Genomic DNA, 26374 nt, shown 5'->3' on the forward strand with positions numbered 1-26374 from the left:
TAAAAAAACAGAGGTGCTGGTATGAAAAAATTTGTTTATGCTGACAAGTTCTTTTTGGAGGACGGTGTTGCCGGTCCAGGCTATCTGGAAATCAATAAGGGGAAATTTGCTGGTTTCATTGAAACATTTCCGGAGGAGTCGGAAGTGCTGAACTATACAGGACATTGGATTGCTCCTGGCTTAGTTGATACACATATTCATGGATTTATGGGCCATGATGTTATGGATAATGAATTGGTTGGATTAAACGCTATTTCTAATGGATTGCTCGAATGTGGAGTGACATCATTTTTGCCCACTGCTTTAACCTCTTCTTTTGAGACATTGTCCGATGTGGTGGCAATGATTGGCGAAAATTATTCAAAGGTGCAGGGGGCGAAAATAAAAGGAATTTTCCTGGAGGGTCCATTTTTTACAGAGGTACATAAAGGAGCACAAAACCCAAAGTATTTTTGTGATCCTTCGATTGAAATGCTGGAAACATGGCAGAAGCAATCGAACCATTTTATTAAAAAAATTGCCATTGCTCCTGAACGAAAGGGAGCAGCTGAATTTATTGAGCATGCTGTGAAGCAAAGGGTTACTGTAGCGTTAGCCCATAGTGATGCCAGTTATAAAGAAGCAAAGCGGGCAGTTGAAAAGGGAGCTTCCGTATTTGTTCATACGTTTAATGGCATGAGCAGTTTTCATCATCGTGAACCTGGCATGGCAGGAGCTGCGATGAACCTGCCTAATGTGTTTGCTGAAATTATATGTGATGGACACCATGTCCATCCTGCAGCCGCAGCCATTTTAATGAATACCCGGGGACGGGATCAAACGGTCTTGGTGACCGATTGTATGATGGCTGGAGGCATGCCTGAAGGCTGCTATCAGTTAGGGGAATTCCGCGTTGATGTGAGGGGAGGAGCAGCCAGATTAAAAAGTGGCAGTTTAGCAGGCAGTATATTGCAATTAATACATGCAGTAAAAAATGCTGTAGAGTGGGGGATTGCTGCACCTGAGGAAGCGATCTATATGGCAAGTACTGCACCTGCGAAAAGTATTCAGCTTGATGGAGAATGCGGAAAGATTGCGGCTGGATATGATGCGGATTTTATTGTACTGACTCCACAGCTTGAGTTAATGGGAACGTATCTTAATGGTATTTGCAGGTATCAAGCTGAAAGCTTTATTCAGAAAGAGGGAGAAGGATGATCTTAGCTGTTACGATGAACCCATCGGTTGATATTTCTTATCCGATTCCTGATTTCAAACTTAATGATGTGAACCGTGTCGAAGGAGTCTGTAAAACCGCAGGCGGAAAGGGCATTAATGTTGCCCGCGTCGTGAAGCAGATGGGTGAAGCCGTTTTGGCTACGGGTGTACTTGGTGGCACAACTGGAAACTTCATCGTTCAGGAATTGACGAATGACAGGATTGATAATCATTTCTTAAAAATCAACCAAGAATCCCGAAATTGTATAGCAATTCTCCATCATGGCAAACAAACGGAGATTTTAGAGTCAGGACCGGCTCTAATGCCTGAAGATGGCACGGACTTTCTCGAAAAGTTTGAAATCCTGCTGTCAGCTGCATCTATTGTGACGATTTCAGGCAGCTTGCCAAAAGGGTTGCCCTCTGAATTTTACCGGTATATGTCCGAAATGTGCAGAAGAAAGAAAATCCCTGTGATTGTTGATACATCTGGGGAACCTCTGAGGGAGGTTCTGCTGCATAAGGATAAACCAAATGCCATTAAACCGAATATTACGGAGCTTTCACAGCTTCTTGGTATAGAAGTAGATCAAAGCCTTAGCAGCCTGAAACAAGTCTTGAACTCTGATATGTTTCTTGGGGTTGACTGGATCGTTGTATCGATGGGCGGTAAGGGAGCTTTTGTGAAGCATGCAGGAGATTTTTTTCAAGTTACCATTCCTGAAATTGACGCTGTAAACCCTGTTGGATCGGGTGATGCTACGGTCGCAGGGTTAGCGGTATCTCTGAATAACAATGTTTCTGTAGATGCTGTACTGAAAACAGCCATGACCACTGGAATGCTCAATGCGATGGAGGCAAAGACCGGTCATATTAATATAGCTAAGTTCAAACAGTTTTATGAGTTCGTTCAGGTGAAAAAAATAGATTCATAGAGGTGATTGGCATGTTACAGCTTACGGACAGCAAAATTTCTGCCCTAAAGCGTTTATCTAGTGAAAATGGGATTATTGGAGCATTGGCGATTGATCAGCGCGGTTCGTTAAAAAAGATGCTTGCTGAAGGAAGCACAGGTGGAGTCGGGGATGAAGGAATCGTCCTCTTTAAAGAATTAGTTTCTCAAGAGTTAACTCCCTATGCAACTTCGATCCTATTAGATCCTGAATATGGCCTGCCTGCTGCAAAAGCCCGGCATCCTGAGGCTGGCTTATTAGTGGCTTATGAAAAAACGGGCTACGATGCAGCCGCTGCGGGTCGATTGCCAGATCTATTGGAGGACTGGTCCGTTAAACGCTTGAAGGAAGCTGGAGCGGATGCAATAAAGTTCTTACTGTATTACGATGTGGATGAAGATGAAAAAATTAATGCATATAAACATGTTTATATGGAACGTGTGGGATCAGAGTGTATGGCAGTGGACATACCGTTTTTCCTTGAGATTATCACTTATGATTCGGAATTGGATGATGTAAAAAGCATAGAATACGCAAAGGTCAAGCCGCGTAAAGTGATTGAGGCTATGAGGGAATTTTCAAAGCCTCAGTACCAGGTGGACGTTTTGAAAGTTGAAGTTCCGGTCGATATGAATTTTGTCGAAGGGTACACAAATGGAGAAACAGCCTATGACAAAAAAAGAGCTGCTGCATATTTCAAAGAACAAAGCGAAGCAACAAAGCTGCCGTTCATTTTTTTGAGTGCAGGGGTAAGTGCAGAACTGTTCCAGAAAACTTTAAAATTTGCTAAGGATTCAGGTTCCACTTTTAATGGCGTATTATGCGGACGTGCTACCTGGAAAAATGGTGTAGCTCCATTTTCTGAAAAGGGGCCAGAAGCAGGACGTGCATGGCTGCAGGACACTGGCAGAAAGAATATCCAGGAACTCAATGAGGTCTTGAATGAAACGGCAAGCCCATGGTTTGAGAAGTTATCATAGAAATACTGGATAATTAACATTATTAATTGATATTATTCCCCTTTATCTTAATGGATAAAGGGGGTTTTATGGTTATCTTGACTGGTAATGATAGATATGTTACCATAAGGTCACATAAAACACGTTACCATTTGATCACGTGTAAATGATCATTTTGGAAAGGGCCGATGGAATGGACGATGAATTATCTACCGTTTTTAAAGCATTGGGACATCCGATCCGCAGGGAAATTCTCGATATTCTTAAGGTATCGCCAAGAACAACTGGAGAACTAGACGACCATTTTCCTGAAGTCACTAGGTATGCCATTATGAAGCATCTAAATATTTTAGAGGAAGGGAATTTGGTCCTGGTAAGGCGTGAAGGAAAATATAAAAGGCATTTTCTTAATGCAATTCCACTTCAGGAAGTGCATGAGCGCTGGGTTGACAAATACATGCAATCTACAGCAAACTCGCTGCTTAATTTACGGAAGACAGTAACAGAAAAAGGAGGAGAGAAAACGATGGAATCAACTAAGGATTTTCGTATTGAACAGGAGATTATTCTTGATGCACCACGTGAAGAAGTATTCAGAGCATTAACCGAAAAGGTGGAAGATTGGTGGGAGTTCCGCATAGCTCCAAAAGGAGTAGATTCTCACTTTACTTTTGAGCCAGTTATAGGCGGACAGTTTATCGAAAGATGGGGTGAAAAAGAAGGTGCAGTGTGGGGGAATGTTTATTATGTGAATGCTCCTGAAGAAATACGGCTGCATGGCCATCTTGGCATGCAGGGAGCGGTCAACAGTGCCTATACGTATCGTCTTCTTGAAAAAGAAGGTGGTACACTGCTTCAGCTTTCCCATACAGCTTCTGGTGTTATTCAGGACCAATGGGAAGAGGAGCATTCCAAGGGATGGGAATACTTGCTTGGCACCCTATTAAAAAACTACGTAGAAGACAATTAATTTAGGAGGCCGAGATGGTAGATGTTTTTACAGAAATAACAATTAATTGCCCTATTACACAAGTTGCTGAATATGCCGCTAACCCTGATCATGCTCCTGATTGGTATGTGAATATACAATCTGTTGAATGGAAGACACCAAAACCGCTTCAGCTGGGCTCCCAAGTTGCTTTTAAAGCAAAATTTCTTGGCAGGGAGCTTGAATATGTATATGAAATTGCAGAATTCATTCCTGAAAGGAAAATGGCAATGAAAACAGCAAACGGCCCATTTCCCATGGAAACCATCTATACATGGCAAGCTATAGATGAAAACCATACTCAAATGACTATAAGAAATAAAGGAAACCCAAATGGCTTTAATAAGATCATGTCTCCATTCATGGCACCCATGATGAGAAGAGCAAACATGAAGGATTTGAAACTAATAAAAGCCATTCTTGAAAAATAATTTTTATTGCAGGTTTCCTGTAGGTTGAATAAGGGTGTCTGCCTCAAGTATACAGAGGCTGGCACCTTATTTTTCATCAGTAACAATAAGTTAGAATAGTGTTACTTGATTATTATTGAGATTTTGGTTAAGGTAATTACAGATATTAAGGGTCTTTAATGTATTAATAAAGGAGACTGCAAATGAAATATTCAAAAGCCACCAATTATGCATTGCACACGATGGTCTATTTAACTATAACACCGAAGGGGAGATCCGTTGGCGTTGAACAGCTGGCTAAAATCCAAAATCTTTCGCCGACCTACCTGTCCAAAATTCTTACAAAACTAGTAAAAGCAGGACTGATCGAATCAACTCCTGGTGTTAAGGGCGGATACAGCATTGTAAGCCGTACTCGTAAAACCTCTTTTTTGGATGTAATTCATGCCATTGAAGGGCACACCACTTTGTTTAATTGTTCTTTGGAGCATGAGGATTTTTCAAATGAAGATTGCCCAATTGAAAAGGTGATGATCGAAGCAGAGAAAAGGATGAAAGATGAGCTGAACAATAAATATATCGCTGATATTGCAAAAGAAATTGAGTTCACAAAGAATCACAAAATGAATTTTAATCAATCTGTGTAATTTTTTTTGGGGAAATTTATATGATTATGCAAAGAAATTATCATTGAGTAATAAGAAGAATGGTAAAGTTCTACATGTGAAGGGTGCCTTTTTAAGTTGTACTTTTTTCCACAAGCCTTATAATTAACTTGTAAGCGATTACGAGTATAAGGAGGAGACTATGGGCAGATTAGTTCATTTTGAAGTTCATGTAGACGACATGGAACGGGCCAAGAAGTTTTATAGCGAGGTATTCGGATGGTCATTTCAGGATTGGAGTGAGTATGCCGGAATGCCTTATTATGGAGCAGTCACTGGAAATGAAGATGAGCAGGGCATTAACGGTGCTCTAATGAAGAGGCAGGGACCACCTCCAGAGGCTAATCAAGCGCTAAATGGATATGCCTGCACGATGGGTGTGGAGGACTATGATGCAGCTGAAGCCCGAATCCTTGAGAATGGCGGCACTGTCGCATTGCCGAAGTATGCTCTTCCTGGAATGGCTTGGCAGGGGTACTATAAGGATACTGAAGGGAATATTTTCGGTATTCACCAGCCGGATGCAAATGCCAAGTAAACTTACCTAAAACTTATAGCATCATATGGGAAAATACATAAATGAAAAAAGCCTTCTCCATCGCGAGAGGGCTTTTTTTCATGGGGGAGCCAGTCAGAGGACTGGCTCCTCTATTTTGTTATCAGGCACTGATTTTCACAATCTTGCCTTCCTTGCGTTTCTTTGCATATTCAGCAGTTGCGGTAAATAGAACATCTGATGACGAGTTAAGGGCCGTTTCACATGAATCCTGAAGAACTCCAATGATGAATCCTACACCGACAACCTGCATCGCGATGTCATTCGGTATTCCGAATAAGCTGGCTGCTAAAGGAATTAGAAGAAGCGATCCGCCTGCTACACCTGAAGCACCTGCAGCAGAAACTGCTGCTAATACGCTAAGGATAAGGGCAGTTGCAAAGTCCACTTGAATGCCCAGCGTATGGACAGCTGCAAGAGTCAGAATAGAAATCGTAACAGCTGCACCTGCCATGTTAACCGTGGCGCCTAATGGGATGGATACAGAATAAGTATCTTCATCCAGCCCTAGCTTTTCGCATAAGCTCATATTTACAGGGATGTTTGCTGCTGAACTGCGCGTAAAGAATGCTGTAATTCCGCTTTCTCTCAGGCACTTAAATACTAGAGGATATGGGTTCCTGCGAATATTTAAGAATACGATCAGCGGATTTACAACAAGGGCAATAAAGAACATGGAACCCAGCAGGATTGCAAGCAGTTTTCCGTAATCAAGCAGTGCAGAAAGACCATTGGTGACAATCGCATCAAACACGAGACCCATAATCCCGATTGGGGCGAAGTTAATCACCCATTTTACTAGAGTCGAGATGGCATCCGAGAAGTTTGCGAGCATGTTTTTTGTTGTATCAGCAGCTTTTCTTAAAGCCATGCCGAGGAGAATCGCCCAAGTCAGAATACCGATATAGTTGCCGTTGATCAGTGCATTGACCGGATTGTCCACCACGTTTGTCAGCAGGGTTTTAAGAACTTCTGCAATCCCTCCAGGAGGTGTTACATCCTCAGCTCCGGGAGCAAGTGACAGGGTAACCGGAAAAATGAAGCTCGCAACAACTGCGACAAATCCAGCAAGAAATGTACTTAAACCATAAAGGGCGATAATAGATTTCATATTCGTTTTATGGCCGCTTCTATGTTTGGAAATGGCGTGCATTACCAAGAAAAATACCAATACCGGTGCTACAGCTTTTAATGCACCTACAAAAAGAGTGCCGAAGATGGTGATCCATCCCGCTGCTTTAGGAATAGTCAAAGCCAGGGCAATACCTGCAATGATACCCAGCAGAATTCTTTTTACCAGGCTTATTTGATTCCACTTGCTGAGTGCGTTTTTCATAGAATTCCCTCCGAAGTCCTTATTATATAAAAGAGAATAAATGCCTTTCACTGTTATTCGACAGTGATATTAGTTAGTTTAACACAAATATTATAAATTGTGCGATAAATTATTATATTGAAATATCTGTTAAACGGTCTTTTTTGAGATAGAATGCTGATGCTGTTGGTTTCACTAGTTTATTTTTGTGGAATGATACTAAAAAATTCAATACTTTTTTGCTTGTGGAATAGAAGCCTTTCTATAACCGCAATCTAAAAATGTACATAAAGCGAAAGATGGGGTACACACCATGACAGGAATTCTATTAGCCCTCATAGCAGCGGTTTCCTGGGGCAGCATTGTATTTGTCAGCAACAAGCTTGGCGGGGATGAGGACAGCCAGACACTGGGTACGACAATAGGAGCCCTGTTATTTGCCATCGCTGTTTATCTTTTCAAAAGGCCGGATTTGTCCAATATTGTTTGGGCAGTCGGCTTCATTTCTGGCTTATTCTGGTCGATTGGGCAGAAGAATCAGTTTGGGGCAGTCCGCTATTTGGGGGTTGCCAAGACAGCTCCGATGTCCACAGGCCTGCAGCTTATAGGAACAACTTTCTTTGGGGTATTCATTTTTAAAGAATGGGAAACAACGATGAGCATTATAATAGGGGTCGGCTCTCTGGTCTGCATCATTGTCGGTGCCGTTCTGACGTCTCTTAAACAGGGGGATGCAAAGGAACAGGGAAAAAGTCTCAAGAAAGGCCTGCTTGTACTGCTTTTATCTACGGCAGGATTTGTAGGGTATGTCGTATTAATCCGCTGGTTTGAAATTGACGGCTGGTCTGCGATTCTGCCGCAAGCGATTGGGATGGTAACAGGAGCCTTCCTCATTACTTTGCGCCACAAGCCATATAACAAATTTGCTGTCCGGAATATCATTACGGGGCTTATTTGGAGTACGGGGAATCTGGGATTGCTGCTTTCACTTCCAAAGATCGGAGTGGCCACCAGTTTTTCACTCTCTCAGACCGGAATTGTGATATCGACCATTGGCGGTCTTTTCTTTTTAAATGAACGCAAAAGCAAAAAGCAGGTGTTTATGGTTCTCCTTGGCTGTTTGTTTATTATCGCAGGGGGAGTTTTGCTGGGATTTACGAAAAAATAAAAATAAGGGAGCGGATTTTATGTATCCAAGTCTTGAAGGAAAAGTTGTCGTTATTACAGGCGGAGCGACCGGGCTCGGGAAGGCGATGGCTGAGCGATTCGGTGCTGAAAAAGCGAAGGTAGTCATCAATTATTTCAATGAGGATCAGGAACTGCAGGGGATTATTGAAACAATTGAAAGAGCAGGCGGAAGTGCCTCAGCCATCAAGGGGGATGTTACAAAGGAAGAGGATATTAAAAGAATGATCGCCCATGCTATTAAAACGTTCGGGTCTCTCGACGTCATGATCAATAACGCGGGAATCGAAAATGAAGTCCCATCTGAAGAACTCACCCTGGAGGATTGGAACAAGGTCATTTCGACGAATTTGACGGGACAATTTTTAGGCTGCCGGGAAGCCATTGATTATATGCTGGAAAACAAAATAAAAGGCTCGATCATTAATATGTCATCTGTTCATCAGGAAATTCCGTGGCCGCATTTTGTTCACTATGCAGCAAGCAAAGGCGGGGTCAAATTGATGACCGAGACTCTTGCTCTTGAATTTGCCCCGCACGGGATCCGCGTGAACTGCATTGCCCCAGGTGCTATTGATACACCGATTAATGCTGAAAAGTTCTCAGATCCTGAATTGAAAAAAGGTGTCCTTGAGCTCATTCCTATGGGCTACATCGGCAAGCCCGAAGAAATCGCAGCTTGTGCAGTGTGGCTGGCTTCCACAGAAGCGAGCTATGTCACCGGACTGACATTATACGCTGACGGGGGCATGACACAATATCCCGGATTCCAGGCGGGAAAAGGATGATGGAAAAGGCCCTTCTCGATTATGAGAGGGGCTTTGAAGTTTTAATTCAAATCAAAAAACACTGTATTACCGACCGGGGAATCATATTCCATTTTGGCATCGTCGCCGGTTTTTACTAAACCGGCTATATACCCTTCCTTCTCGTTTACTTATACATTTCAATAAAAAAATCCGGCACTTAATATGGGCCGGACCTGAAGGGGTAAAGAAAAAGGGCTGTATGATGTTTCGGTACAATTATATTGTAATGCGTAAATATTAACAAACTATGAACAGGATGCAGACAAATTATTAAATATGCAATGTCGCATTTCAGTTGGTCTCACAGGCGGTGCAGTTTGCTTAAAGCAATACCAGAGATTACTTATAGTGATAAAAAGATATACAGCCCAGAATTCTGCCTTTTCCCGGCTAAGCTAAAAAGGCAGGCGAATATTCCTGCCTCTCAGTCATTTATTTTCTTTTTTGAGCTTTCATTTTGTTCGCTTCCAGTTCTGCAGCATACTCTTCGTATGTTTTACCCTGCTTCTGGCTTTCGGATTGAATTTTCTTGAACTTGTTATCATTTAGATTCGGCACGTCTACACCTCCCTTTGGACATGAGTATTTTTTTACAAAGGGAAGAACTTTATTCGAACAAATCAATGAGGGACTTTTTCCGAAAAAAGGTTTAATTTCCATTTAATGGGGTATCGTAACACCGGCAGTATTTTTGTTTTGGAAGAATATCCAGTACATAACATTGCAGGTAAATTCGGGTATAGATTTCTGAAGCAGAGGTAAAATATGGTCATAAAAATTAAGGAGGTTCGATCTTGGAAGAGAACAAAGATCTGAATTCTGCAAATGAGCAAGATGTGAAGCGGGAGACACTGACGACTCGGCAGGGGCATCCTGTTGCTGATAACCAAAACATCCGCACGATTGGCAACCGGGGACCAGCGACCTTGGAGAATTACCATTTCATTGAAAAGATCTCCCATTTTGACAGGGAAGAAGTACCGGAGCGTGTGGTGCACGCAAGAGGAGCCGGGGCATTCGGTTACTTTGAGACTTACGGAAAAGTTGGGGATGAGCCGGCCGAAAAGTATACCCGCGCAAAGGTTTTTTCCGGTGCAGGAAAGAGGACTCCCCTAATGGTTCGTTTTTCTACCGTTGCAGGGGCAAAAGACTCACCGGAAACTGCTCGTGATCCGCGCGGCTTTGCAGTAAAAATGTACACCGAGGATGGAAACTGGGATTTAGTCGGCAATAACCTGAAAATCTTCTTTATCCGGGATGCGATGAAATTCCCAGATATGATTCACGCCTTCAAGCCTGATCCGGTTTCAAACGTGTCAAATCCCGAGCGGATGTTTGATTTTGTCTCCAGGACACCTGAGGCCACACACATGATAACATTCCTGTTTTCACCATGGGGAATACCCGCTACATACCGTCACATGCAGGGATCCGGTGTCAACACGTATAAATGGGTGAATGAAAAAGGAGAAGCGGTACTGGTGAAATATCACTGGGAGCCGAAGCAGGGAATTCGCAATCTGACACAGGAAGAGGCAAGCATTATTCAGGCGAAAAATGTCGGTCATGCCACCCAGGATTTATTTGAGTCGATTAAACGGGGAGATTATCCTGAATGGGAGCTATTTGTACAAATTATGGAGGATGATTACCATCCTGAACTGGATTTTGATCCCCTTGATGATACTAAGCTTTGGCCGGAAGATAAGTTCCCTTGGCTGCCTGTTGGCCGTATGGTTCTTGATCGCAATCCAGAAGATTACCATGCAGAGATTGAGCAGGCTGCCTTTGGTACAGGGGTACTTGTTGACGGAATGGATTTTTCCGATGATAAGATGCTGCAGGGCCGGACTTTCTCATATTCCGATACGCAGCGCTATCGCGTAGGGGCGAACTATCTGAAATTGCCGGTGAACGCACCGAAAGCACCTGTGCGCACAAACCAGCAGCGCGGGCAAATGGATACTCGTGACCCGAAAGAGTCTGGAGAAAATCCGCATATTAACTACGAGCCATCGATGAAGGGCGGCTTCAAGGAAGCACCTGAAGAAGGGCGCACACCGCATCGGCCAACTTATAATGCGGCAGCCATGAGCGCACCTATCGATCGTCCAAACAATTATGGCCAGGCCGGCCATACCTACCGGAGTTTTGAAGACTGGGAGCGCGATGAACTGATCAAAAACCTTTCTGAAGCACTGGCGGTATGTGACAAACGGATTCAGGATGCCATGTTTGAGCATTTTACACAGGCTGATGAAGAATATGGCCGCCGCGTGAAGGTAGGAACCGAGAAAGTCATGAAAGAATTGCTGGCAATGAACGGTGAAGAGCAAGTTCCTGGCCGTGACGCCGGAAGGTCTAAATATGGCCAGGGTTCGATCGCTGAGAACCAGGCAGCAAAAGAAGCCGTTGAGAAAAGCCGTGAAACGGATCCATATTAATTATTAACAAGGGCTGTCCAGAAAGTTAGTGATCCTGACTGCTGGACAGTTTTTTTGTCTTCGCTCTATCATTTTTCTAATGCAGGCAGGTAGGACTTCTTCCCGGCAGTGTAGAATAATCTCCTAAACTATATAGCCAGAGGTGCCAAATGAAACCAATTATAGGGGTTACATCAAATTTAGATGAAAATCAGCTTTCTGTTTCAATGGATAATATCTATTCATTATTAAGCGCTGGGGCCGTTCCGATTGTTGTACCTAATCTGCTGGAAGATGACAAAATTGAAAATTTAGCTGAAGAACTGGATGGGCTTCTTCTTACGGGTGGAGGGGACATCGATCCCACCCTATTTGGTGAAGAACCTCATAAAAACCTGGGAAGCATCTGTCCGGAAAGAGACACGTTTGAAATCAGCATTATTCAAAAAATGCTGGCTCTTGATAAACCAATTTTAGCCATATGCAGAGGGTGCCAAATCCTCAATATTGCTGCTGGAGGCGATATGTATCAGGATATCTATTCCCAGATGAGCGTCCCTCTTTTGCAGCATGGCCAAAAAGCACCCCGGTGGCATGCGTCCCACTTTGTGAATGTAAAAAGAAATTCTCTTCTGCACAGAGCCACTGGAGCGGAAAATTTTAAAGTAAACAGCTATCATCATCAGGCTGTCCGCAAGATGCCTGAAAACTTTGACGTATGTGCTGAAGCAAATGATGGAGTCATTGAGGCTTTTGAGAGTAGGAAGCATAGCTTTGTATTAGGGGTACAGTGGCACCCTGAATGCATGACACAAAAGAATGATGACCCATCTATTGCTATTTTTGAAGCATTTACAAAGGCTTGCAAACAATAAAATTAGAAGGTAAAATCCCATCGCATTCTTTAAATTGCGGCGGTCTTTTCATAGCCCTTTCTCCAAATAAGTCTCTGCACCGGCGATAAACTCCCGGACGGCATACGATAAGTACTTATCCTTTTTCCAGATCATCCCGAGCTCCAAATTTACAGCAGATTCAGAGATTGGCAGAACCACCAGGTCTTTGCAGTTTATATTTTGACAGATTTTGCTTGGGAGCATAGTGATCCCAAGTTTTCCTTCAACCATTCCAAGGAGGAAGTCCTTTTGTGAGCTTTCACAGACGATCTTGGGCTGAAAGCCGTTTTTCGAGCACTCTTCAATAATCAGGTCGTAAAGGGTGAAATCTTTCCGATACAGGATAAAGGGCTCATTACCCAATTGTGAAAAGTGCACCACACTTTTTGAAGCAAGAGGATGTTCACGGTGGACAATAAGCATTAAGGGGTCCTTTAAAACATTAATAATTTCAAAGCTGCTGCCTTGTGCAGGAACTGTGCAAATAAGGCCAATATCCAATGTGCCATCGTCTACTCCCTTTTTTATCTTTTTCGTGCCAACCTCTGTCAATTTAATTTCGATCAATGGAAACTTCTCTTTATATTGGCTGATGAGCTTCGAAAAAAAAGCGGCTCCTACAATAGGAGGGATGCCAATTTTGATTTCGCCGCTCTTTAGCTCCGTCACATCTGTTAACTCCAAAGTCAGGTTTTTAAATGCGTCCAGGACTTTATTTGCATTGATCAGCACCGCTTTTCCCGCGTCTGTTAATTCCAGCTGTTTTGAGGACCGGTAAAAAAGCGGCACTCCCAGTTCGCCTTCGAGGTTTTTTATGGCTTTGCTTATGGAAGGCTGGGTGACATGCAGTGTCTGGGACGCTTTTGTGAAGCTTAAGTGCTGGGCTACTTCAGCAAAATATTCTAAATGCCTTATATCCAAAGATCTCACTCCTGTTATATAACCAAAAGGCATAATGATTATAGATTATATGTATTTCATTTATAGATACCACTCATTATATAATATTCTACAACAGTATAATACTGAAAATTAACAATATTCAATAAGGGGAGATGGTTAGGATGGATTTGCAGAAAGAATCTTTATTGCTTCATGAGAAGTTTCAAGGGAAGTTAACAGTCGATGTGAAAATGCCGCTGAACAGCATGAAAGATTTAAGCTTAGCCTATTCCCCCGGAGTGGCAGAGCCCTGCCGGAAAATTCATGACCAGCCTGAAAAAGTCTATGATTATACGATAAAAGGTAATTTAATCGCCGTTGTTTCTGATGGGACATCGGTGCTCGGTCTTGGCGATATTGGTCCTGAAGCCTCCATGCCCGTCATGGAGGGGAAGGCAGCCCTGTTTAAAGCTTTTGCAGGGATTGATGCTGTTCCGATTTGCCTTGATACGAAGGATCCCGAAGAAATTATTAAAACAGTCAGGCTGCTGCAGCCTTCGTTTGGCGGCATCAACCTGGAAGATATCGCAGCACCGAATTGCTTCTACATTGAAGAACGACTGAAGCAGGAAATGAACATCCCCGTCTTTCATGATGATCAGCATGGAACAGCAATCGTAACGGCTGCCGGTTTAATAAACGCTCTAAAGCTTGTGGATAAAAAAATGAATGATATAAAAGTCGTTATTAACGGCGCTGGTGCCGCAGGAATCGCGATTATTAAGCTGCTCCTTAATATGGGTGTAAAAGATATCATCATGTGTGATACAAAAGGAGCGATTTACGAAGGAAGGCAGGAGCGGATGAACCCTGTCAAAGAGTCTGTGGCGAAGATCACCAATTCAGCCAAACGCCAGGGTCCGCTTGAAGATGCTATCATCGGCGCTGATGTATTTATAGGGGTATCATCTGCAGGAGCCTTAACAAAGGAAATGGTCCAGACAATGAGTCAGGATTCCATTATTTTTGCCATGGCCAATCCGGTTCCTGAAATCATGCCGGAAGAGGCGAAAGCGGCAGGTGCCAAGGTGGTTGGAACAGGCCGTTCCGATTTGCCGAATCAGGTGAATAATGTCCTCGCATTCCCGGGGATTTTCAGAGGAGCTTTGGACGTAAGGGCTACTGAAATTAATGAAGAAATGAAGATGGCAGCTGTCAAGGCCATCGCCGGATTAATCGATGCTACAGACTTATCACCGGATTATGTAATTCCAGGACCGCTTGACAGCAGAGTTGTCCCGGCTGTAAGAGATGCAGTAGTAAAAGCCGCCCAGGAAACCGGTGCTGCCCGGATCGAAATCATAAAGAGCGAGACCATAAGCCAATAGAATAAAATTTTGCATGCGGAGGCATGTTCAAGCAAAGTTAATCATAGTATCCAAAATATAAAGCTGCTGGTTTTGCCATGGGGATTGATTTTATCACTTTCGTCACTCTGAATTCATTAAAAAAGGAGATTGATACCGATGAAAGTATACGAAGTAATTGAGGCGCTGGAAATGTTCCGTGGTGAAATCATTGAAGACTATTACATTATTTATGAGCAAACAGAAAAGAAGGTCTTTGAAAATCGAAATAATCATCTGTTTCAGCAGGAAAGGTTTTTAGAAGAGTCAGTTAATGTCTTTCAAGGCAACCCGCATTCTACCCTGAAAAAAGTAAAAGCCTATCCTGTTTGTCATCTTGCATATGGAGATATCCGCGAAACGATCAGAAAAGACTTTCCTTACCTATTTAAGAACTTGAACCGATCTCTTGCATAATAACAGGCAGCCTCTATTTTTAATGGAGGCTGCCTTTTTTAAGGACCTCATAATGGAAAAGTATCCTATCTATCTGTATGATGGTATAACGGTAAAAAGAAAACTTCGGCATCGCCGTTTTTCAGTAAAATAATTAGGGAATAATCCAGATGTGAACTTATTAGAGGGGTGGAGCAATGATCCAATTTGACAATGTGTCAAAACAGTATGGGGATGGAACAAAGGCTGTTAATTCAATTAACTTACATATAAATGAAGGCGAGTTCTTCGTTATTATTGGTCCGAGCGGCTCTGGAAAAACTACGGTTCTGAAAATGATTAATAGACTGATTCCTTTGACTTCAGGAACGATATCTATTAAAGGCAAACGGATAAGTGACTATGATATTCATGAGCTTCGCTGGGATATTGGTTATGTCCTCCAGCAGATTGCCCTTTTTCCTCACATGACAATTGGGGAAAATATCGCGATCGTACCGGAGCTAAAGAACTGGGAACAGGGGAAAATCAAAGAACGGATTGATGAGTTATTGGAAATGGTCGGTTTGGAGCCTGACATCTACCGCAGCCGAAAGCCGCATGAACTCTCAGGGGGACAGCAGCAAAGAGTGGGTGTAACAAGAGCGCTGGCAGCCAATCCGCCCATCATCCTGATGGACGAGCCTTTTAGTGCGCTGGATCCCCTTAGCAGGGAAAAGCTTCAGGATGACCTAATCCATCTTCAGAAAAAAATAAAGAAAACAATCGTCTTTGTCACACATGATATGAAGGAAGCTTTAAAGCTCGGTGACCGCATTTGCGTCATGAAGTGCGGGGAAATCATCCAAATTGGCACCCCAGAGGAGCTGCTGGCTAACCCGGAGAACGAATTTGTCCGGCAGTTTGTCGGGGAAGACCAGGGACCGTACATAGAGGGATTCAGCCTTCATGATATCCTCCTGCAGAATTCAGAAACCGAACAGAACGGTGTAATCATCTCCGTCTCGGCTTCGCTGGAAGAAACGCTTAGCTTATTGGCTTCTCATGATGAGCTTGCTGTGGAAGAAGGCGGAAGTATCATTGGAATGGTTAACAGGCAGGCTGTTATTCGTAAGCTGGCTGGAAGCAAACAGAAAGAGGTGAGGTCATGAACACCTTCAGCTCTGTTTTTAATGAAAGGAAAGGTCAATTATTAAGTGTACTTATTGAGCATATACAGATTTCGCTTATTGCATTGTTTTTTTCAGTACTGATTGCGATTCCGCTTGGGATTTATTTGACAAAAAAACAAAGAATCGCAGAAGGGATCATTGGAGTGACGGCCGTATTGCAGACTGTTCCGTCATTAGCTTTGCTTGGACTTTTGATTCCTTTATTCGGCATTGGGAAAGTTCCGGCTATTATCGCATTAGTCGTGTATGCACTTTTGCCCATTCTAAGAAATACATATACAGGCATTAAGGAAGTGGATGATTCCATTATCGAAGCGGCTCGGGCGATGGGAATGAACAGGCGGAAAAGGCTCATGAAGGTAGAGCTTCCTCTCGCCATGCCGGTTATTATGGCCGGTATCCGCACGGCTATGGTGTTAATTGTTGGAACGGCTACTCTTGCTGCATTAATTGGAGCAGGAGGCTTGGGAGACCTGATTCTGCTTGGAATTGACCGGAACAACACGGCCTTGATTGTTCTGGGGGCCATACCTGCGGCCTTATTGGCGATCCTTTTTGATATGCTGCTGCGCCGCTTCGAGAATATGTCATTTAAAAGATCCCTCACTGCGCTGGGGGTATTCATCGGGGCGATGATATTGGTTATGGCGCTTCCATTACTGACAAATAAATCGGATGAAAATCTTGTTATTGGAGGAAAGCTTGGTTCAGAACCGGAGATCCTAATCAATATGTACAAATTGCTAATTGAAAATGAAACGGATCTTAATGTGGAATTACAGCCTGGATTAGGGAAAACATCGTTTGTCTTCAATGCGCTGAAGTCAGGTAGTATTGATGTGTATCCTGAGTTTACCGGTACAGCTATTGCGGAGTTTTTAAAAGAGACAGCGGTAAGCACAGACAGTGGAGAGGTTTATGAGCAAGCGAGAAAAGGGATGAAGGACCAATTCAATATGAAGCTGTTAGAACCGATGGCTTACAACAATACGTATGCTTTGGCAGTGCCAGAACAATTGGCTGAGGAATATAGCCTGCAAACCATTTCAGATCTAAAAGCAGTCGAGCAAAACATAAAAGCAGGCTTCACCCTTGAATTCTCTGACCGGGAAGATGGCTATCGAGGCATTCAAAAGCTTTATGGCGTGGATTTTCCAACTGTTTTAACCATGGAGCCAAAGCTGCGCTATGGAGCAATTGAAAATGGTGAAATCAACTTAGTGGACGCATATTCTACTGATAGTGAAATCGCAAGGTACAATCTCACTGTCCTGGAGGATGACAAGAATCTGTTTCCTCCGTATCAGGGTGCCCCATTGCTAAGAGCTGAAACAGCAGAAGAACACCCCGAATTGGTCAAAGTCTTAAACAAACTGAGCGGTAAAATTAGTGACGATGAAATGCGTGAAATGAATTATAAAGTCAATGTTGAAGGAACAAGTGCTGAAGAAACAGCCCGGGACTATTTGCAGAAGGAAGGATTGCTGAAGTAAAGATTAACAAAAATATCAGAACAGCGCCTGAACGAATTCGTGCAGGCGCTGTTCTGATTTACATATGAATCTAAATGGATTGGACTGAATCACCCGAAATGAGTGTTACATAGATACGCTCATTTTCCACTGGTTCGCCAGTAATCAGCTTCAGGAGATGTTCAGCAGACACAGCTCCCCATTTTCGCTCCGAATAATCGATAGTTGCCAATCTGGGCTGGGTGTAGTGAGAAAGCTCAATATTATCGAAACCGATGATGTGAATATGCTTCCCAATCTGATACTGTGTTTTTGCCAAATAATTGTACATACCGATGGCCATTTCATCATTCAGGCAGAAAACCGCAGCGGGATCTGTAAATTCTTTTACGATTTGCGCAGCTGCCTTCTCGCCTGCATGTTTATTAAAATTACCCGGGAGTTCGTGGTAATCGATATACTGATATCTTTTGACTGCCTGCCGGACTGCTTCAATCCGCTGAGCAGCATCATACGAGCCATCCGGCCCATTTACAGCATAAATTTTGCGATGCCCTTTTTCAATCAGAAAATCAATAGCAAGTGTTGCCCCGGAAGTATTATGCAATAAAACCTGGTTAATATTAGGATGGTTTAATTCTCTATCCATCACGACTATCTTATGTCCTGCGTCTGCGTGCTTCAGCAGTTCCTCACTCGAGAAGGAGAAATCCAAAACGATGGCCCCGTCAATCATGCGTTCTGGTATAAAGCGGTGTGACTCTTTACCTCCGCAAACAATCATCTCGTATCCTTTACTGTTAAGGGCGTCCTGAATGCCCTGCAGGAGCTGTCCATAAAAAGCACCGCCAAAATTAGTTAAGAAGACGCCAATTATTTTCGTTTCTCTCTTCTTTAATGATCGTGCTGCAGCATTCGGCACGTAGTTTAGCTCCTTGGCAATGGCCAGGATTTTTGCAGCAGTCTCCTCTGTAACCTTGGGGTTTCCGTTCAGAGCATAGGAAACAGTTGATATGGAGACACCCGCTTTTTTTGCTATGTCTTTAATACTTGTCACGATTCTCTCTCCAGTCTCTGCAGTAGGCTCTCCTTTTATTATACATTGTGAGCGCTTCCAGCTATAGTCAATTTTTCATTTTATAAACAACTGCTTCATAAGGGCGCAGCTTCTGATCGCGGGGAGGGGAAAGATAATTATGGATAAGCAGTTTGCCACTCATACTGCTGAGGAGGAGAGACCTCACTTCTTTTTTTGTAAAATTGCAGATTATCAACCATTTTTCACCCTTATATCTTCTTTCATACGCATAGATTCCCGGCTCACTTTCCAGCAGCCGATAGTCGCCATATAAGATAATGTCATTTGATTTTCTCAATTCTATCAGTTTTTTATAGAAGCGGAAAATCGATTGACGCGCATCTAAATCGCAAGCTGCATTAATTGAAATATAATTTGGATTCACATCAATCCAAGGAACACCGTATGTAAAGCCGGCATTCTTGTCTGCATTCCACTGCATTGGTGTTCTGGCATTATCCCGGCCTTTCACATAGATGGAATTCATTATAGAATCATGAGGATAGCCCGCTGAAATTCGCTCATTATACATATTGAGTGTTTCAATATCGCTGTAAGAGTCCAAATCCGGGAATTTGATATTTGTCATCCCGATTTCTTCCCCCTGGTAAATGTAAGGAGTGCCTTTCATGAGATGTAAAAGGGCGGCAAGCATGGTGGCACTTTCATAGCGGAAGTCAACATCATTGCCCCACCTGGAAACAATGCGCGGCTGATCATGATTGCTCCAGAACAGGCTATTCCATCCTTTATCTGAAAGACCGGTCTGCCAGTTTGATAAAACACGTTTCAGATCTCCTAATTCGAGCGGTTTTAAATCCCATTTCTGCTTTCCTGGCAGCTCATCCAATGCAATATGTTCGAAGGAAAAAACCATATCCAGTTCTTTTCGCGAAGGATCAGTATATAACATTGCCTGATTGAGATCTGCCCCGCCGGTTTCCCCGACAGTAACAACGTTTGTTCCCTCCAGTACTTCCCGATGCATTTCCTGAAGATACTCGTGGAGGAGGGGACCATTTGCTATTACATGTTGATCCAGATCCTTTGCAATCAGATCAATGACATCAAATCGGAATCCTTTAATGCCTTTCTTAATCCAGAAACGCATCACATCATAAATGGCCTGACGGACAGGGGGATGATGCCAATTCAAATCAGGCTGTTTTTTACTGAACATGTGCAGGTAATACTGTGCTGTCGCAGGATCATATTCCCACGCGCTTCCGCTGAAGATCGACTGCAGGCCGCTAGGCGGGCCATCTTCAAGAGCATCTTTCCAAACATAAAAATCCCTGAAAGAATTTTCTTTACTGCTTTTGGATTCAATAAACCAGGGGTGTTCATCCGAGGTATGGTTGGCGACAATATCCATCATGATGCCTATTCCGAGGCTGGCAGCCTCGGAAATAAGCCGATCCATATCATCCATAGAACCATATTCAGTGTTTATGCTGTAATAATCGCTGATGTCATACCCATTATCATCGTTTGGTGAAGCATAGACAGGACAGAGCCAGATTAGATCCGCTCCCAATTCCGCAATATAATCGAGCCTCGTAATAAGCCCTTTTAAATCACCAATGCCATCTCCATCAGAATCTTTGAAACTGCGAGGGTACACCTGATAAATTACACTCTTATGCCACCATTTCATTTCCATATTCAGCCCTCCAGGATAAAAAGGAAGCGGCCAAAGTGGCCGCCGCTCCTTTATTACAAGTAAATTTCGATCGAATTATTGTTTTCTTTCAAATGCTTTTTAAGTTCAGGACTGCTGATTCGATACCCGCCTGTGCGGTAAAGGTTGGATATTTGTTCTGCATCCGCCTTGCTGCCGTTAATCATGACTCCGGCTTTTCCATGATTGCCGAGATGATAGATAAAAGTCACTTCTTTTCCATCTATCCTGAATTGGAAATCCATACCGTCGTTTTCTTCAGGCAGGACCGGATCAATAATTAAATTCTGTCCATCACGCCGGATTCCCAGGGCATTTGAAATCAGCTGATTCATATAAATTCCTGGACCGCTGGAGTAGATTCTCCACCCGCCTTTTACAGGGGCAGAGCCATCGCGCAGCTTATCAAAATCTTCGGCTGCTTCATAGCGGGTATTGAATTTTCCGTCCGAGCTGCTGAAGTAAGAATTGCTTTGACGGAGCTCTGCATTCGGCACCACTTTTTGTATGCCAATCGGATTTATTTTCTGCAGGCCAGTCCAAACCTCGTCTGATTTCCCGAGCTTGGCCATCGCCTCAACAAACCGAATATGGGCATGAACATATTGGAGGCCAATTTCGCGTCCGAAATTAGCTGCCTGCTCGGCACGTTTGAAGTTTGCGCTGACTCCTCCTCTATAGGAAGCAGGGCGGTCCATTAAGCGGACTCCATCTGGGTGATACAGTTTTTGTCTGATAATCTTATAGTGTTCTTCTGCCTGTTCCGGAGTCAGAAGCTCGCCAATCATGCTTCTTGTCATCGGGAGAAGGCGGTATTGTATGCCTGTCTTCGTATCGGAAGGGTGTAACATTAATTCAGGTTTTTCAGGATTTTCCATGTACACAAAACCAGGAATCGTTTCGGAAGAAAGCATGTAAGTGTTGAAATCTTTTTTAATACCCTCAGCCATTTCATTAAGTTCAAGAGACAGCTTTTTATCGCTGTGCTTTAATAATGAGGAGAATTGGCCGATTACCTGGTATGTCAGTGCCACTGTCCAGCTGCTTGCCATATACTGCTTTAATTGCGCGTTTGCCGGCTGAAGTGTATCATCCCAGTCCCCGTCTCCATATGAAGATAAATACGTGTCGTGTAAAAAATGATCCTTCATGTACTGAATCTGTTTTTTAACATGATCCAAAAGAGAGGCTTTCTCTTTCGTAAATTCAAAGCTGCCTTTTTCTGTGAAAGGGAGTGATTCGTTTAATATAGAAAAATCATTCGTTGCCTTCAGATATTCAGCAATCACCTTTAATGGCCAGACAATGATATCCCCATGGCTTTCTTCCTGCTGGAATCTGAAATAGTCATCAAACATAAACCATTGCGGCCAGTTTCCATCATCTGCGTATTGGTGTGAATAGACAGTCAGGATAATATTTTTTACAGAATCATATTTTTGTGTTGCTATAAAATATTCAGTTGGCCCCTGGCAGACATCGCGTGTTCCCCAGGCTGCCCCGCCGTACTGCTCAAGTCCATGCGGTGCAGAGTAGTGGACGAGCATGTTGTGGGTATACCACCATGCAAGAGCATTAATTTTATTTAATTCTTCTGTCGCTGCTCCATTTTTGGCAAGGCGGAAGCCGTTCATTGTTGAAGCTAGAAATCCGTGATACTTTTTCTTTTCAGTTTCAAGATTGGTTTGCTTTATGGCAAGTTCCTTTCCATCAAGCAAACCTTGAATTGCCATACTCCATTCGCTAGTTGTATCCATTTCTAAAACTGCAAGTGAAGCGGCATCATCTTCCAGGTTTTCTCCGAAGAAACTGGAGTCCTTCAATTTGAAATCAGCACCGTTTATCTGCATTCGGTACGTAAGGTCAGGAAAAACCCTTGAACTGTCTGAGTTTTCGCCTGCCTTGAAGATAAGCTCATTTCCTTCATGCTCTATTTTGAATGGCTGAGCGTACTCATTATTATTCATAGATACTTGGTTAGTAACGAGATAGCGGTAAGCTTTTCCTTTATCCGAGCGGACCTGAAGCTCCAACTGGGAAGCATCCGCACAGGTATAAGAAGTTATAACAAGCAAGTCATCTGCTGTTTTATAGTACCATCTGCCGTAATTAAATCCCATTTCAAACATGGAAGGCATAGTCAGCAGCCGGTACTGACCGTCTACTTCCACATAAATCCTTTGTCCCGAGGTTTTCATGATATTTAAAGCATTTCTTGCGTTGGTAAGCATTTTATTAAAGGATGTATTGCCCATAACAATATGAGAGTTAAAAATTCCGTACATATATAAAGTAGAAGTAAGCACGTTTTTGATATTCTCAACATTTTCCCCAGTCATGATGATGTGCCCATGGGGACGTTCAACCAGCAGTTCTTTCTCCTTTAAGACTACATGCTCATGCTGTTCTGTAAAGAAAGATAACAGTGTATCTCCAGAAATCTCTTCCTGATGGCGGCGAGGGAAGAGCACATTGATTTCTGCTTTGGTCATCGAAACCGTTTCAAGCGGCTTTCCGAAAGTAGGGGAGAAGCGGACTGATTCTAACTTCTTTGCTTGTATTTCTGCTGCGTTTGGAACCTTCTCCCAGGCTTCCAATATCTCATTCTCAAATTCCAAATCTGTAATTGCCTCTTGATGATTTTCTTTGAATATACCATAGAATATTACTTGTGCCTTGCCAGTCAGTTCGATTTTTTCTGATTGAAGTGCAGTATAGGCGAATTCGTATTGATAGATCTCGTTTGCAAGGGAGACTCTGTCCAACGCTTCAGGGATGTCTGTTTCTTTGTAGGACAATCCAAAAAATTGGAATCCATCGGTGGAGTAACCAATAGATTTCGTAAGTGACCCCTGCTGTATATAAGGGAAGCGGCCGCCGCTCGTTGGCTGGTTTTGCCTTGAGCAAACGGCATACCCATTTTTTGTGCCGTTATATACTTTATGGTCAATGTATTGAGACATGTAAGCTTCATTCGTTCGGACGGCACCTTTGTCAGCAAGACCTAAATCCTGTCCGTAGATTACGTCAGCCAAATATCCATCTCCATGTAATTCAATATTCCAGAACCAGGTTGCTTTTTCAGTCAATGTAAACGTAACCTGGTAGGAAATCCCGCCGGCTTCACCTTCCCAGACAACCTGGTTATCTGCAGTTCGCATCCTGCTTTGGGACTTGACTCCAAGCAGGGGGAAGGCCCTGATGCCAGTATCGTCGTGAACGCGTAAAAACAAATTATTTAATGAACCATCTATAGGATTGGAAAGCCACTGGTTGATCATAGTAGAATGATGGGCGATTTCGAATATATCGCCGCTATTCAAAAACGTAAATGATAAATCATTAGCCTGAATGGTGAACTTTGACCGGGTCATCGTTGTCAACTCTTTCCTTTTTAGGTTTATTAAAACCTCATACACTGGTTTTAGTTAGCTTAGGAGCATGTTAATAGTTATTATAAGTATTTCAGTCTTTCAACAATTCAAATGGCAGCGAGATAACGTCTCTGCTGTTTGCGCCGACATACGCGATGAATTTCCCGCTATCACTCTTGTATGATAAATCGGTATGATAATAACGCAATTGCTGTTCCTTAATTTCAAAGGTTACAGCTGCCTTTTCGCCTGAATCCAAGGCAATCTTTTTGAAGCCCTTTAGTTCCTTTAAAGGACGGACGACTTCTCCTGAAACGTCCCGGATATAGAGCTGGACAACCTCTTCTCCCGGATAGCTTCCGGTATTGGTTACCTGTACAGAAAGCGAAATCGGCTTTGAAGGGGACAGCATGGAATCTGAAAGTTTCGCTTCAGCATAAGCAAAGGTTGTGTAGCTTAATCCGTACCCAAACGGCAGCAAAGGGTCATTTGGACTATCTAAATATTGGGATACGTATCTTTCCTGTGCATCCGGAGCTCCTTTAGGGCGTCCGGTATTAAAATGATTGTAATAAACAGGCACCTGGCCAACAGAATAAGGGAAAGACATAGTCAGTTTTCCTGATGGATTTGCATCGCCCAGCAATAGATCCGCAATAGCATTTCCGCCTTCCGTACCTGGATACCATGCTTCCAGAATGGCGTCAGCTTCATCCCAGATACCATGTAAATCAAGCGGGCGGCCATTGAAGAGGACGGCGATGAGGGGTTTGCCAAGCTGTTTCACCTTGGCTGCCAGTTTAAGCTGGGCTTCAGGAAGCCGGATATCGGTGCGGCAGCCTGCTTCTCCGCTCATTTCAGAATCTTCCCCAAGTGCCAGGATGATAATGTCTGCATCCTCAGCTGTTTTAAGAGCTTCATTTATTTGTTCTTCTGTGCCGGACTCAATGTCACACCCCTTTGCGGCTGCAAGAAGAGAGGAACCCACTTTTGCTTTTATGCCATCATAAAGCTGAACAGCTTTTTCCTTTGATCCAAGAAACGACCATGGGCCAAGGATATCGCCGCTTTGTGCGAATGGTCCGATCAACGCCAATTTCTTTTCCTTTTGTATAGGAAGTACGCCGTTGTTTTTTAATAATACGGAGGATTTTACTGCAAGCTCTCTGGATGCTTCTCGGTGGGCTTCGCTGAGGACAAGTTCCTTTTCAAGAGCTTCATCAGCACCACGCGTTGGATCTTCAAATAACCCCAGTTTATCCTTCAGACTTAAGATTCTAAGTACCGCTTCATCAATCAGTTCTTCATCCACTTTTCCATTCTGCACGAGTTCTTTTAAGTGATCGATATAGCAGGAAGTCATCATTTCAATGTCCACACCAGCCTGGATGGCTTTTAGTGCAGCCTCTGCTTCGTCCTCGGCAACCCCGTGAGGGATCAGTTCCTTCACTGCACCCCAGTCGGAAATTAGAACTCCATCAAATTTCCATTCGTCTCTAAGCAGTCCGCGCATCAGTGTACGATTGCCGGTTGCGGGGATTCCATCGACCGTGTTGAAAGCTGTCATAACCATTTCGCAGCCTTCATCAAGAGCGGCTTTATAGGCTGGCAGATAGGATTCCCTCAGCTGCCGTTCCGACATATTCACTGTGTTATAATCCCTGCCGCCTTCTGGAGCTCCATACGCTGCAAAATGCTTCACACATGCTGCTACAGATTCCTTATTATTTTTTAAGTCTTTACCCTGGAAACCGCGGACAAAGGACCTGGCAAATTCACTGTTCAAGTATGGATCCTCACCTGTAGATTCCATGACCCGGCCCCATCGTGGGTCACGGACAAGATCAACCATGGGGGCAAAGGTTACATGTACCCCGGATGCAGCCGCTTCTTTAGCGGCAATTTCGGCACTCAATTGTGCACCATCCAGATCCCAAGAACAGCCAATTGCAAGAGGGACTGGAAAAATAGTTTTATATCCGTGAATAATGTCTGCCATGAATAATAAAGGGATGCCCAATCGATTATTTTTTAAGTGAGCCTTCTGTATGCTTATTGCTTCTTTCGCGCCGCCGGAGGCTCCGAGAACCGATCCGGAGCTGCGGATGCTATTTTCAGTGACTTTCATTGAGGCAAGAGGGCCTGTAATTTGCCCTTCATCCTTTGAACCTTCAAAAAATGGCGTGGCCAGCTGCATTAATTGGGCAATTTTTTCATCAAGTGTCATTTCTTCAAGTAATGATTGTAGCTTTTGATTCATTATCAGGGTGACCTCCCCAGTTTTTTATAGTAAAATCATAAAAATTATAGAAACGTTTCGAATTAGGATACAACTGCATTATAAGCGCTTTCTTTTTTTGAGTCAATTTAAAATCGAAACGTTTCTATTTCTGGTTATTCACTTTTGTAAGTTCTATAAGGAATTTTAAATATTTACTGAAAAATTTTACTTGAAAACGATTACACATTGAAATATAATAGCCCTATCGAAACGTTTCAATCAATTTAATTAGGAGATTTGTTATTCTGATTTAATAATGTTGAATCGTTTCTATAG

Annotated in this window: 23 protein-coding genes; 16 read left to right on the forward strand and 7 right to left on the reverse strand. The window is 43.2% G+C overall.

Features of this window, described 5'->3' with window-relative positions:
* Positions 1 to 21: 21 nt before the first annotated feature.
* The 7 genes from nagA (at position 22) to ACXAD1_RS08740 (ending at position 5710) form a co-directional block, all read left to right on the forward strand.
* Positions 22 to 1197 carry an N-acetylglucosamine-6-phosphate deacetylase gene (gene nagA, locus ACXAD1_RS08710; protein WP_474909832.1) on the forward strand — a complete coding sequence of 392 codons (1176 nt, stop codon included), beginning with the start codon at positions 22 to 24 and terminating at the stop codon, positions 1195 to 1197.
* Positions 1194 to 2132: a hexose kinase gene (locus ACXAD1_RS08715; RefSeq protein WP_474909833.1), complete on the forward strand. Its 939-nt coding sequence runs from the start codon at positions 1194 to 1196 to the stop codon at positions 2130 to 2132. The genes nagA and ACXAD1_RS08715 overlap by 4 nt, the downstream gene beginning before the upstream one ends.
* A gap of 11 nt (positions 2133 to 2143) precedes the next feature.
* Positions 2144 to 3130 carry a tagatose-bisphosphate aldolase gene (lacD, locus tag ACXAD1_RS08720; RefSeq protein ID WP_206836805.1) on the forward strand — a complete coding sequence of 329 codons (987 nt, stop codon included), beginning with the start codon at positions 2144 to 2146 and terminating at the stop codon, positions 3128 to 3130.
* A gap of 172 nt (positions 3131 to 3302) precedes the next feature.
* Entirely contained in the window at positions 3303 to 4079 is a 777-nt protein-coding gene (locus ACXAD1_RS08725) for an SRPBCC domain-containing protein (protein WP_206836808.1), read from the forward strand.
* 14 nt (positions 4080 to 4093) lie between these two features.
* A complete protein-coding gene (locus tag ACXAD1_RS08730; protein ID WP_206836811.1) occupies positions 4094 to 4528 on the forward strand; it encodes an SRPBCC family protein in 435 nt (144 codons plus the stop codon).
* A gap of 182 nt (positions 4529 to 4710) precedes the next feature.
* On the forward strand, positions 4711 to 5154 hold the full coding sequence (locus tag ACXAD1_RS08735; RefSeq protein ID WP_206836813.1) for an Rrf2 family transcriptional regulator: 444 nt from the start codon (positions 4711 to 4713) through the stop codon (positions 5152 to 5154).
* Between the two features lie 160 nt (positions 5155 to 5314).
* The gene (locus ACXAD1_RS08740) at positions 5315 to 5710 is read left to right on the forward strand and encodes a VOC family protein (protein WP_206836816.1); all 396 of its coding nucleotides are present in this window, start codon (positions 5315 to 5317) and stop codon (positions 5708 to 5710) included.
* 121 nt (positions 5711 to 5831) lie between these two features.
* Here the strand turns inward: ACXAD1_RS08740 and sstT are convergent, their stop codons facing one another.
* The gene (sstT, locus tag ACXAD1_RS08745; RefSeq protein ID WP_206836819.1) at positions 5832 to 7064 is read right to left on the reverse strand and encodes a serine/threonine transporter SstT; all 1233 of its coding nucleotides are present in this window, start codon (positions 7062 to 7064) and stop codon (positions 5832 to 5834) included.
* A gap of 292 nt (positions 7065 to 7356) precedes the next feature.
* Here sstT and ACXAD1_RS08750 point away from each other — a divergent pair, with 292 nt between their 5' ends.
* From ACXAD1_RS08750 to ACXAD1_RS08760, 3 genes are read left to right on the forward strand one after another with little or no spacing between them, the layout of a single operon-like run.
* Positions 7357 to 8211 carry a GRP family sugar transporter gene (locus ACXAD1_RS08750; protein WP_206836823.1) on the forward strand — a complete coding sequence of 285 codons (855 nt, stop codon included), beginning with the start codon at positions 7357 to 7359 and terminating at the stop codon, positions 8209 to 8211.
* Between the two features lie 19 nt (positions 8212 to 8230).
* Positions 8231 to 9016 (forward strand): glucose-1-dehydrogenase, encoded by a 786-nt coding sequence (locus tag ACXAD1_RS08755; protein WP_206836826.1) that lies wholly within the window; start codon positions 8231 to 8233, stop codon positions 9014 to 9016.
* Positions 9013 to 9135 (forward strand): hypothetical protein, encoded by a 123-nt coding sequence (locus tag ACXAD1_RS08760; RefSeq protein ID WP_280516057.1) that lies wholly within the window; start codon positions 9013 to 9015, stop codon positions 9133 to 9135. Before ACXAD1_RS08755 ends, ACXAD1_RS08760 begins: the two co-directional genes overlap by 4 nt.
* 334 nt (positions 9136 to 9469) lie before the next feature.
* Here the strand turns inward: ACXAD1_RS08760 and ACXAD1_RS08765 are convergent, their stop codons facing one another.
* Complete coding sequence (locus ACXAD1_RS08765) at positions 9470 to 9595, reverse strand: hypothetical protein (RefSeq protein ID WP_258549827.1); 126 nt, start codon at positions 9593 to 9595, stop codon at positions 9470 to 9472.
* Between the two features lie 236 nt (positions 9596 to 9831).
* Between ACXAD1_RS08765 and ACXAD1_RS08770 the strand changes: the two genes are divergently transcribed.
* Both ACXAD1_RS08770 and ACXAD1_RS08775 read left to right on the forward strand, forming a co-directional pair.
* The gene (locus ACXAD1_RS08770) at positions 9832 to 11481 is read left to right on the forward strand and encodes a catalase (protein ID WP_474909834.1); all 1650 of its coding nucleotides are present in this window, start codon (positions 9832 to 9834) and stop codon (positions 11479 to 11481) included.
* A 149-nt stretch (positions 11482 to 11630) separates the two neighbouring features.
* On the forward strand, positions 11631 to 12335 hold the full coding sequence (locus tag ACXAD1_RS08775) for a gamma-glutamyl-gamma-aminobutyrate hydrolase family protein (protein WP_474909835.1): 705 nt from the start codon (positions 11631 to 11633) through the stop codon (positions 12333 to 12335).
* 48 nt (positions 12336 to 12383) lie between these two features.
* Here ACXAD1_RS08775 and ACXAD1_RS08780 read toward each other — a convergent pair whose 3' ends face one another.
* Positions 12384 to 13277 (reverse strand): LysR family transcriptional regulator, encoded by an 894-nt coding sequence (locus ACXAD1_RS08780; protein ID WP_474909836.1) that lies wholly within the window; start codon positions 13275 to 13277, stop codon positions 12384 to 12386.
* Between the two features lie 143 nt (positions 13278 to 13420).
* On the opposite strand from ACXAD1_RS08780, the gene ystJ reads away from it, so the two are divergent.
* The 4 genes from ystJ (at position 13421) to opuFB (ending at position 17705) form a co-directional block, all read left to right on the forward strand.
* Positions 13421 to 14626: an NADP-dependent malic enzyme gene (ystJ, locus tag ACXAD1_RS08785; RefSeq protein WP_474909837.1), complete on the forward strand. Its 1206-nt coding sequence runs from the start codon at positions 13421 to 13423 to the stop codon at positions 14624 to 14626.
* A gap of 138 nt (positions 14627 to 14764) precedes the next feature.
* On the forward strand, positions 14765 to 15061 hold the full coding sequence (locus tag ACXAD1_RS08790) for a hypothetical protein (protein ID WP_206836841.1): 297 nt from the start codon (positions 14765 to 14767) through the stop codon (positions 15059 to 15061).
* Positions 15062 to 15237: 176 nt separating this feature from the next.
* Positions 15238 to 16191, forward strand: coding sequence for an ABC transporter ATP-binding protein (locus ACXAD1_RS08795; protein WP_474909838.1), 954 nt, complete (start codon positions 15238 to 15240; stop codon positions 16189 to 16191).
* Positions 16188 to 17705 (forward strand): ABC transporter permease/substrate-binding protein, encoded by a 1518-nt coding sequence (opuFB, locus tag ACXAD1_RS08800; RefSeq protein WP_206836846.1) that lies wholly within the window; start codon positions 16188 to 16190, stop codon positions 17703 to 17705. The genes ACXAD1_RS08795 and opuFB overlap by 4 nt, the downstream gene beginning before the upstream one ends.
* Positions 17706 to 17775: 70 nt before the next feature.
* Here the strand turns inward: opuFB and ACXAD1_RS08805 are convergent, their stop codons facing one another.
* From ACXAD1_RS08805 to bglX, 4 genes are all read right to left on the reverse strand, one after another.
* A complete protein-coding gene (locus tag ACXAD1_RS08805; RefSeq protein WP_474909839.1) occupies positions 17776 to 18741 on the reverse strand; it encodes a LacI family DNA-binding transcriptional regulator in 966 nt (321 codons plus the stop codon).
* 67 nt (positions 18742 to 18808) lie between these two features.
* Positions 18809 to 20425 carry a glycoside hydrolase family 13 protein gene (locus ACXAD1_RS08810; protein ID WP_474909840.1) on the reverse strand — a complete coding sequence of 539 codons (1617 nt, stop codon included), beginning with the start codon at positions 20423 to 20425 and terminating at the stop codon, positions 18809 to 18811.
* Between the two features lie 53 nt (positions 20426 to 20478).
* Positions 20479 to 23817, reverse strand: coding sequence for a GH36-type glycosyl hydrolase domain-containing protein (locus ACXAD1_RS08815; RefSeq protein WP_474909841.1), 3339 nt, complete (start codon positions 23815 to 23817; stop codon positions 20479 to 20481).
* A gap of 91 nt (positions 23818 to 23908) precedes the next feature.
* Positions 23909 to 26080, reverse strand: coding sequence for a beta-glucosidase BglX (gene bglX, locus ACXAD1_RS08820; protein ID WP_206837670.1), 2172 nt, complete (start codon positions 26078 to 26080; stop codon positions 23909 to 23911).
* Positions 26081 to 26374 lie beyond the last annotated feature (294 nt).

The organism is Cytobacillus sp. ABV4_503, from assembly GCF_056158445.1.

Excerpts from the sequence above, each read along its gene's own strand:
- nagA (WP_474909832.1), top strand. The coding sequence starts at position 22 with ATGAAAAAATTTGTTTATGCTGACAAGTTCTTTTTGGAGGACGGTGTT.
- ACXAD1_RS08775 (WP_474909835.1), top strand. The coding sequence starts at position 11,631 with ATGAAACCAATTATAGGGGTTACATCAAATTTAGATGAAAATCAGCTT.
- ACXAD1_RS08760 (WP_280516057.1), top strand. The coding sequence starts at position 9,013 with ATGATGGAAAAGGCCCTTCTCGATTATGAGAGGGGCTTTGAAGTTTTA.
- ACXAD1_RS08715 (WP_474909833.1), top strand. The coding sequence starts at position 1,194 with ATGATCTTAGCTGTTACGATGAACCCATCGGTTGATATTTCTTATCCG.
- ACXAD1_RS08815 (WP_474909841.1), bottom strand. The coding sequence starts at position 23,817 with ATGACCCGGTCAAAGTTCACCATTCAGGCTAATGATTTATCATTTACG.
- opuFB (WP_206836846.1), top strand. The coding sequence starts at position 16,188 with ATGAACACCTTCAGCTCTGTTTTTAATGAAAGGAAAGGTCAATTATTA.
- ACXAD1_RS08750 (WP_206836823.1), top strand. The coding sequence starts at position 7,357 with ATGACAGGAATTCTATTAGCCCTCATAGCAGCGGTTTCCTGGGGCAGC.
- ystJ (WP_474909837.1), top strand. The coding sequence starts at position 13,421 with ATGGATTTGCAGAAAGAATCTTTATTGCTTCATGAGAAGTTTCAAGGG.
- ACXAD1_RS08725 (WP_206836808.1), top strand. The coding sequence starts at position 3,303 with ATGGACGATGAATTATCTACCGTTTTTAAAGCATTGGGACATCCGATC.
- ACXAD1_RS08730 (WP_206836811.1), top strand. The coding sequence starts at position 4,094 with ATGGTAGATGTTTTTACAGAAATAACAATTAATTGCCCTATTACACAA.
- ACXAD1_RS08790 (WP_206836841.1), top strand. The coding sequence starts at position 14,765 with ATGAAAGTATACGAAGTAATTGAGGCGCTGGAAATGTTCCGTGGTGAA.
- ACXAD1_RS08755 (WP_206836826.1), top strand. The coding sequence starts at position 8,231 with ATGTATCCAAGTCTTGAAGGAAAAGTTGTCGTTATTACAGGCGGAGCG.
- ACXAD1_RS08795 (WP_474909838.1), top strand. The coding sequence starts at position 15,238 with ATGATCCAATTTGACAATGTGTCAAAACAGTATGGGGATGGAACAAAG.
- lacD (WP_206836805.1), top strand. The coding sequence starts at position 2,144 with ATGTTACAGCTTACGGACAGCAAAATTTCTGCCCTAAAGCGTTTATCT.
- ACXAD1_RS08735 (WP_206836813.1), top strand. The coding sequence starts at position 4,711 with ATGAAATATTCAAAAGCCACCAATTATGCATTGCACACGATGGTCTAT.
- sstT (WP_206836819.1), bottom strand. The coding sequence starts at position 7,064 with ATGAAAAACGCACTCAGCAAGTGGAATCAAATAAGCCTGGTAAAAAGA.
- ACXAD1_RS08740 (WP_206836816.1), top strand. The coding sequence starts at position 5,315 with ATGGGCAGATTAGTTCATTTTGAAGTTCATGTAGACGACATGGAACGG.
- ACXAD1_RS08810 (WP_474909840.1), bottom strand. The coding sequence starts at position 20,425 with ATGGAAATGAAATGGTGGCATAAGAGTGTAATTTATCAGGTGTACCCT.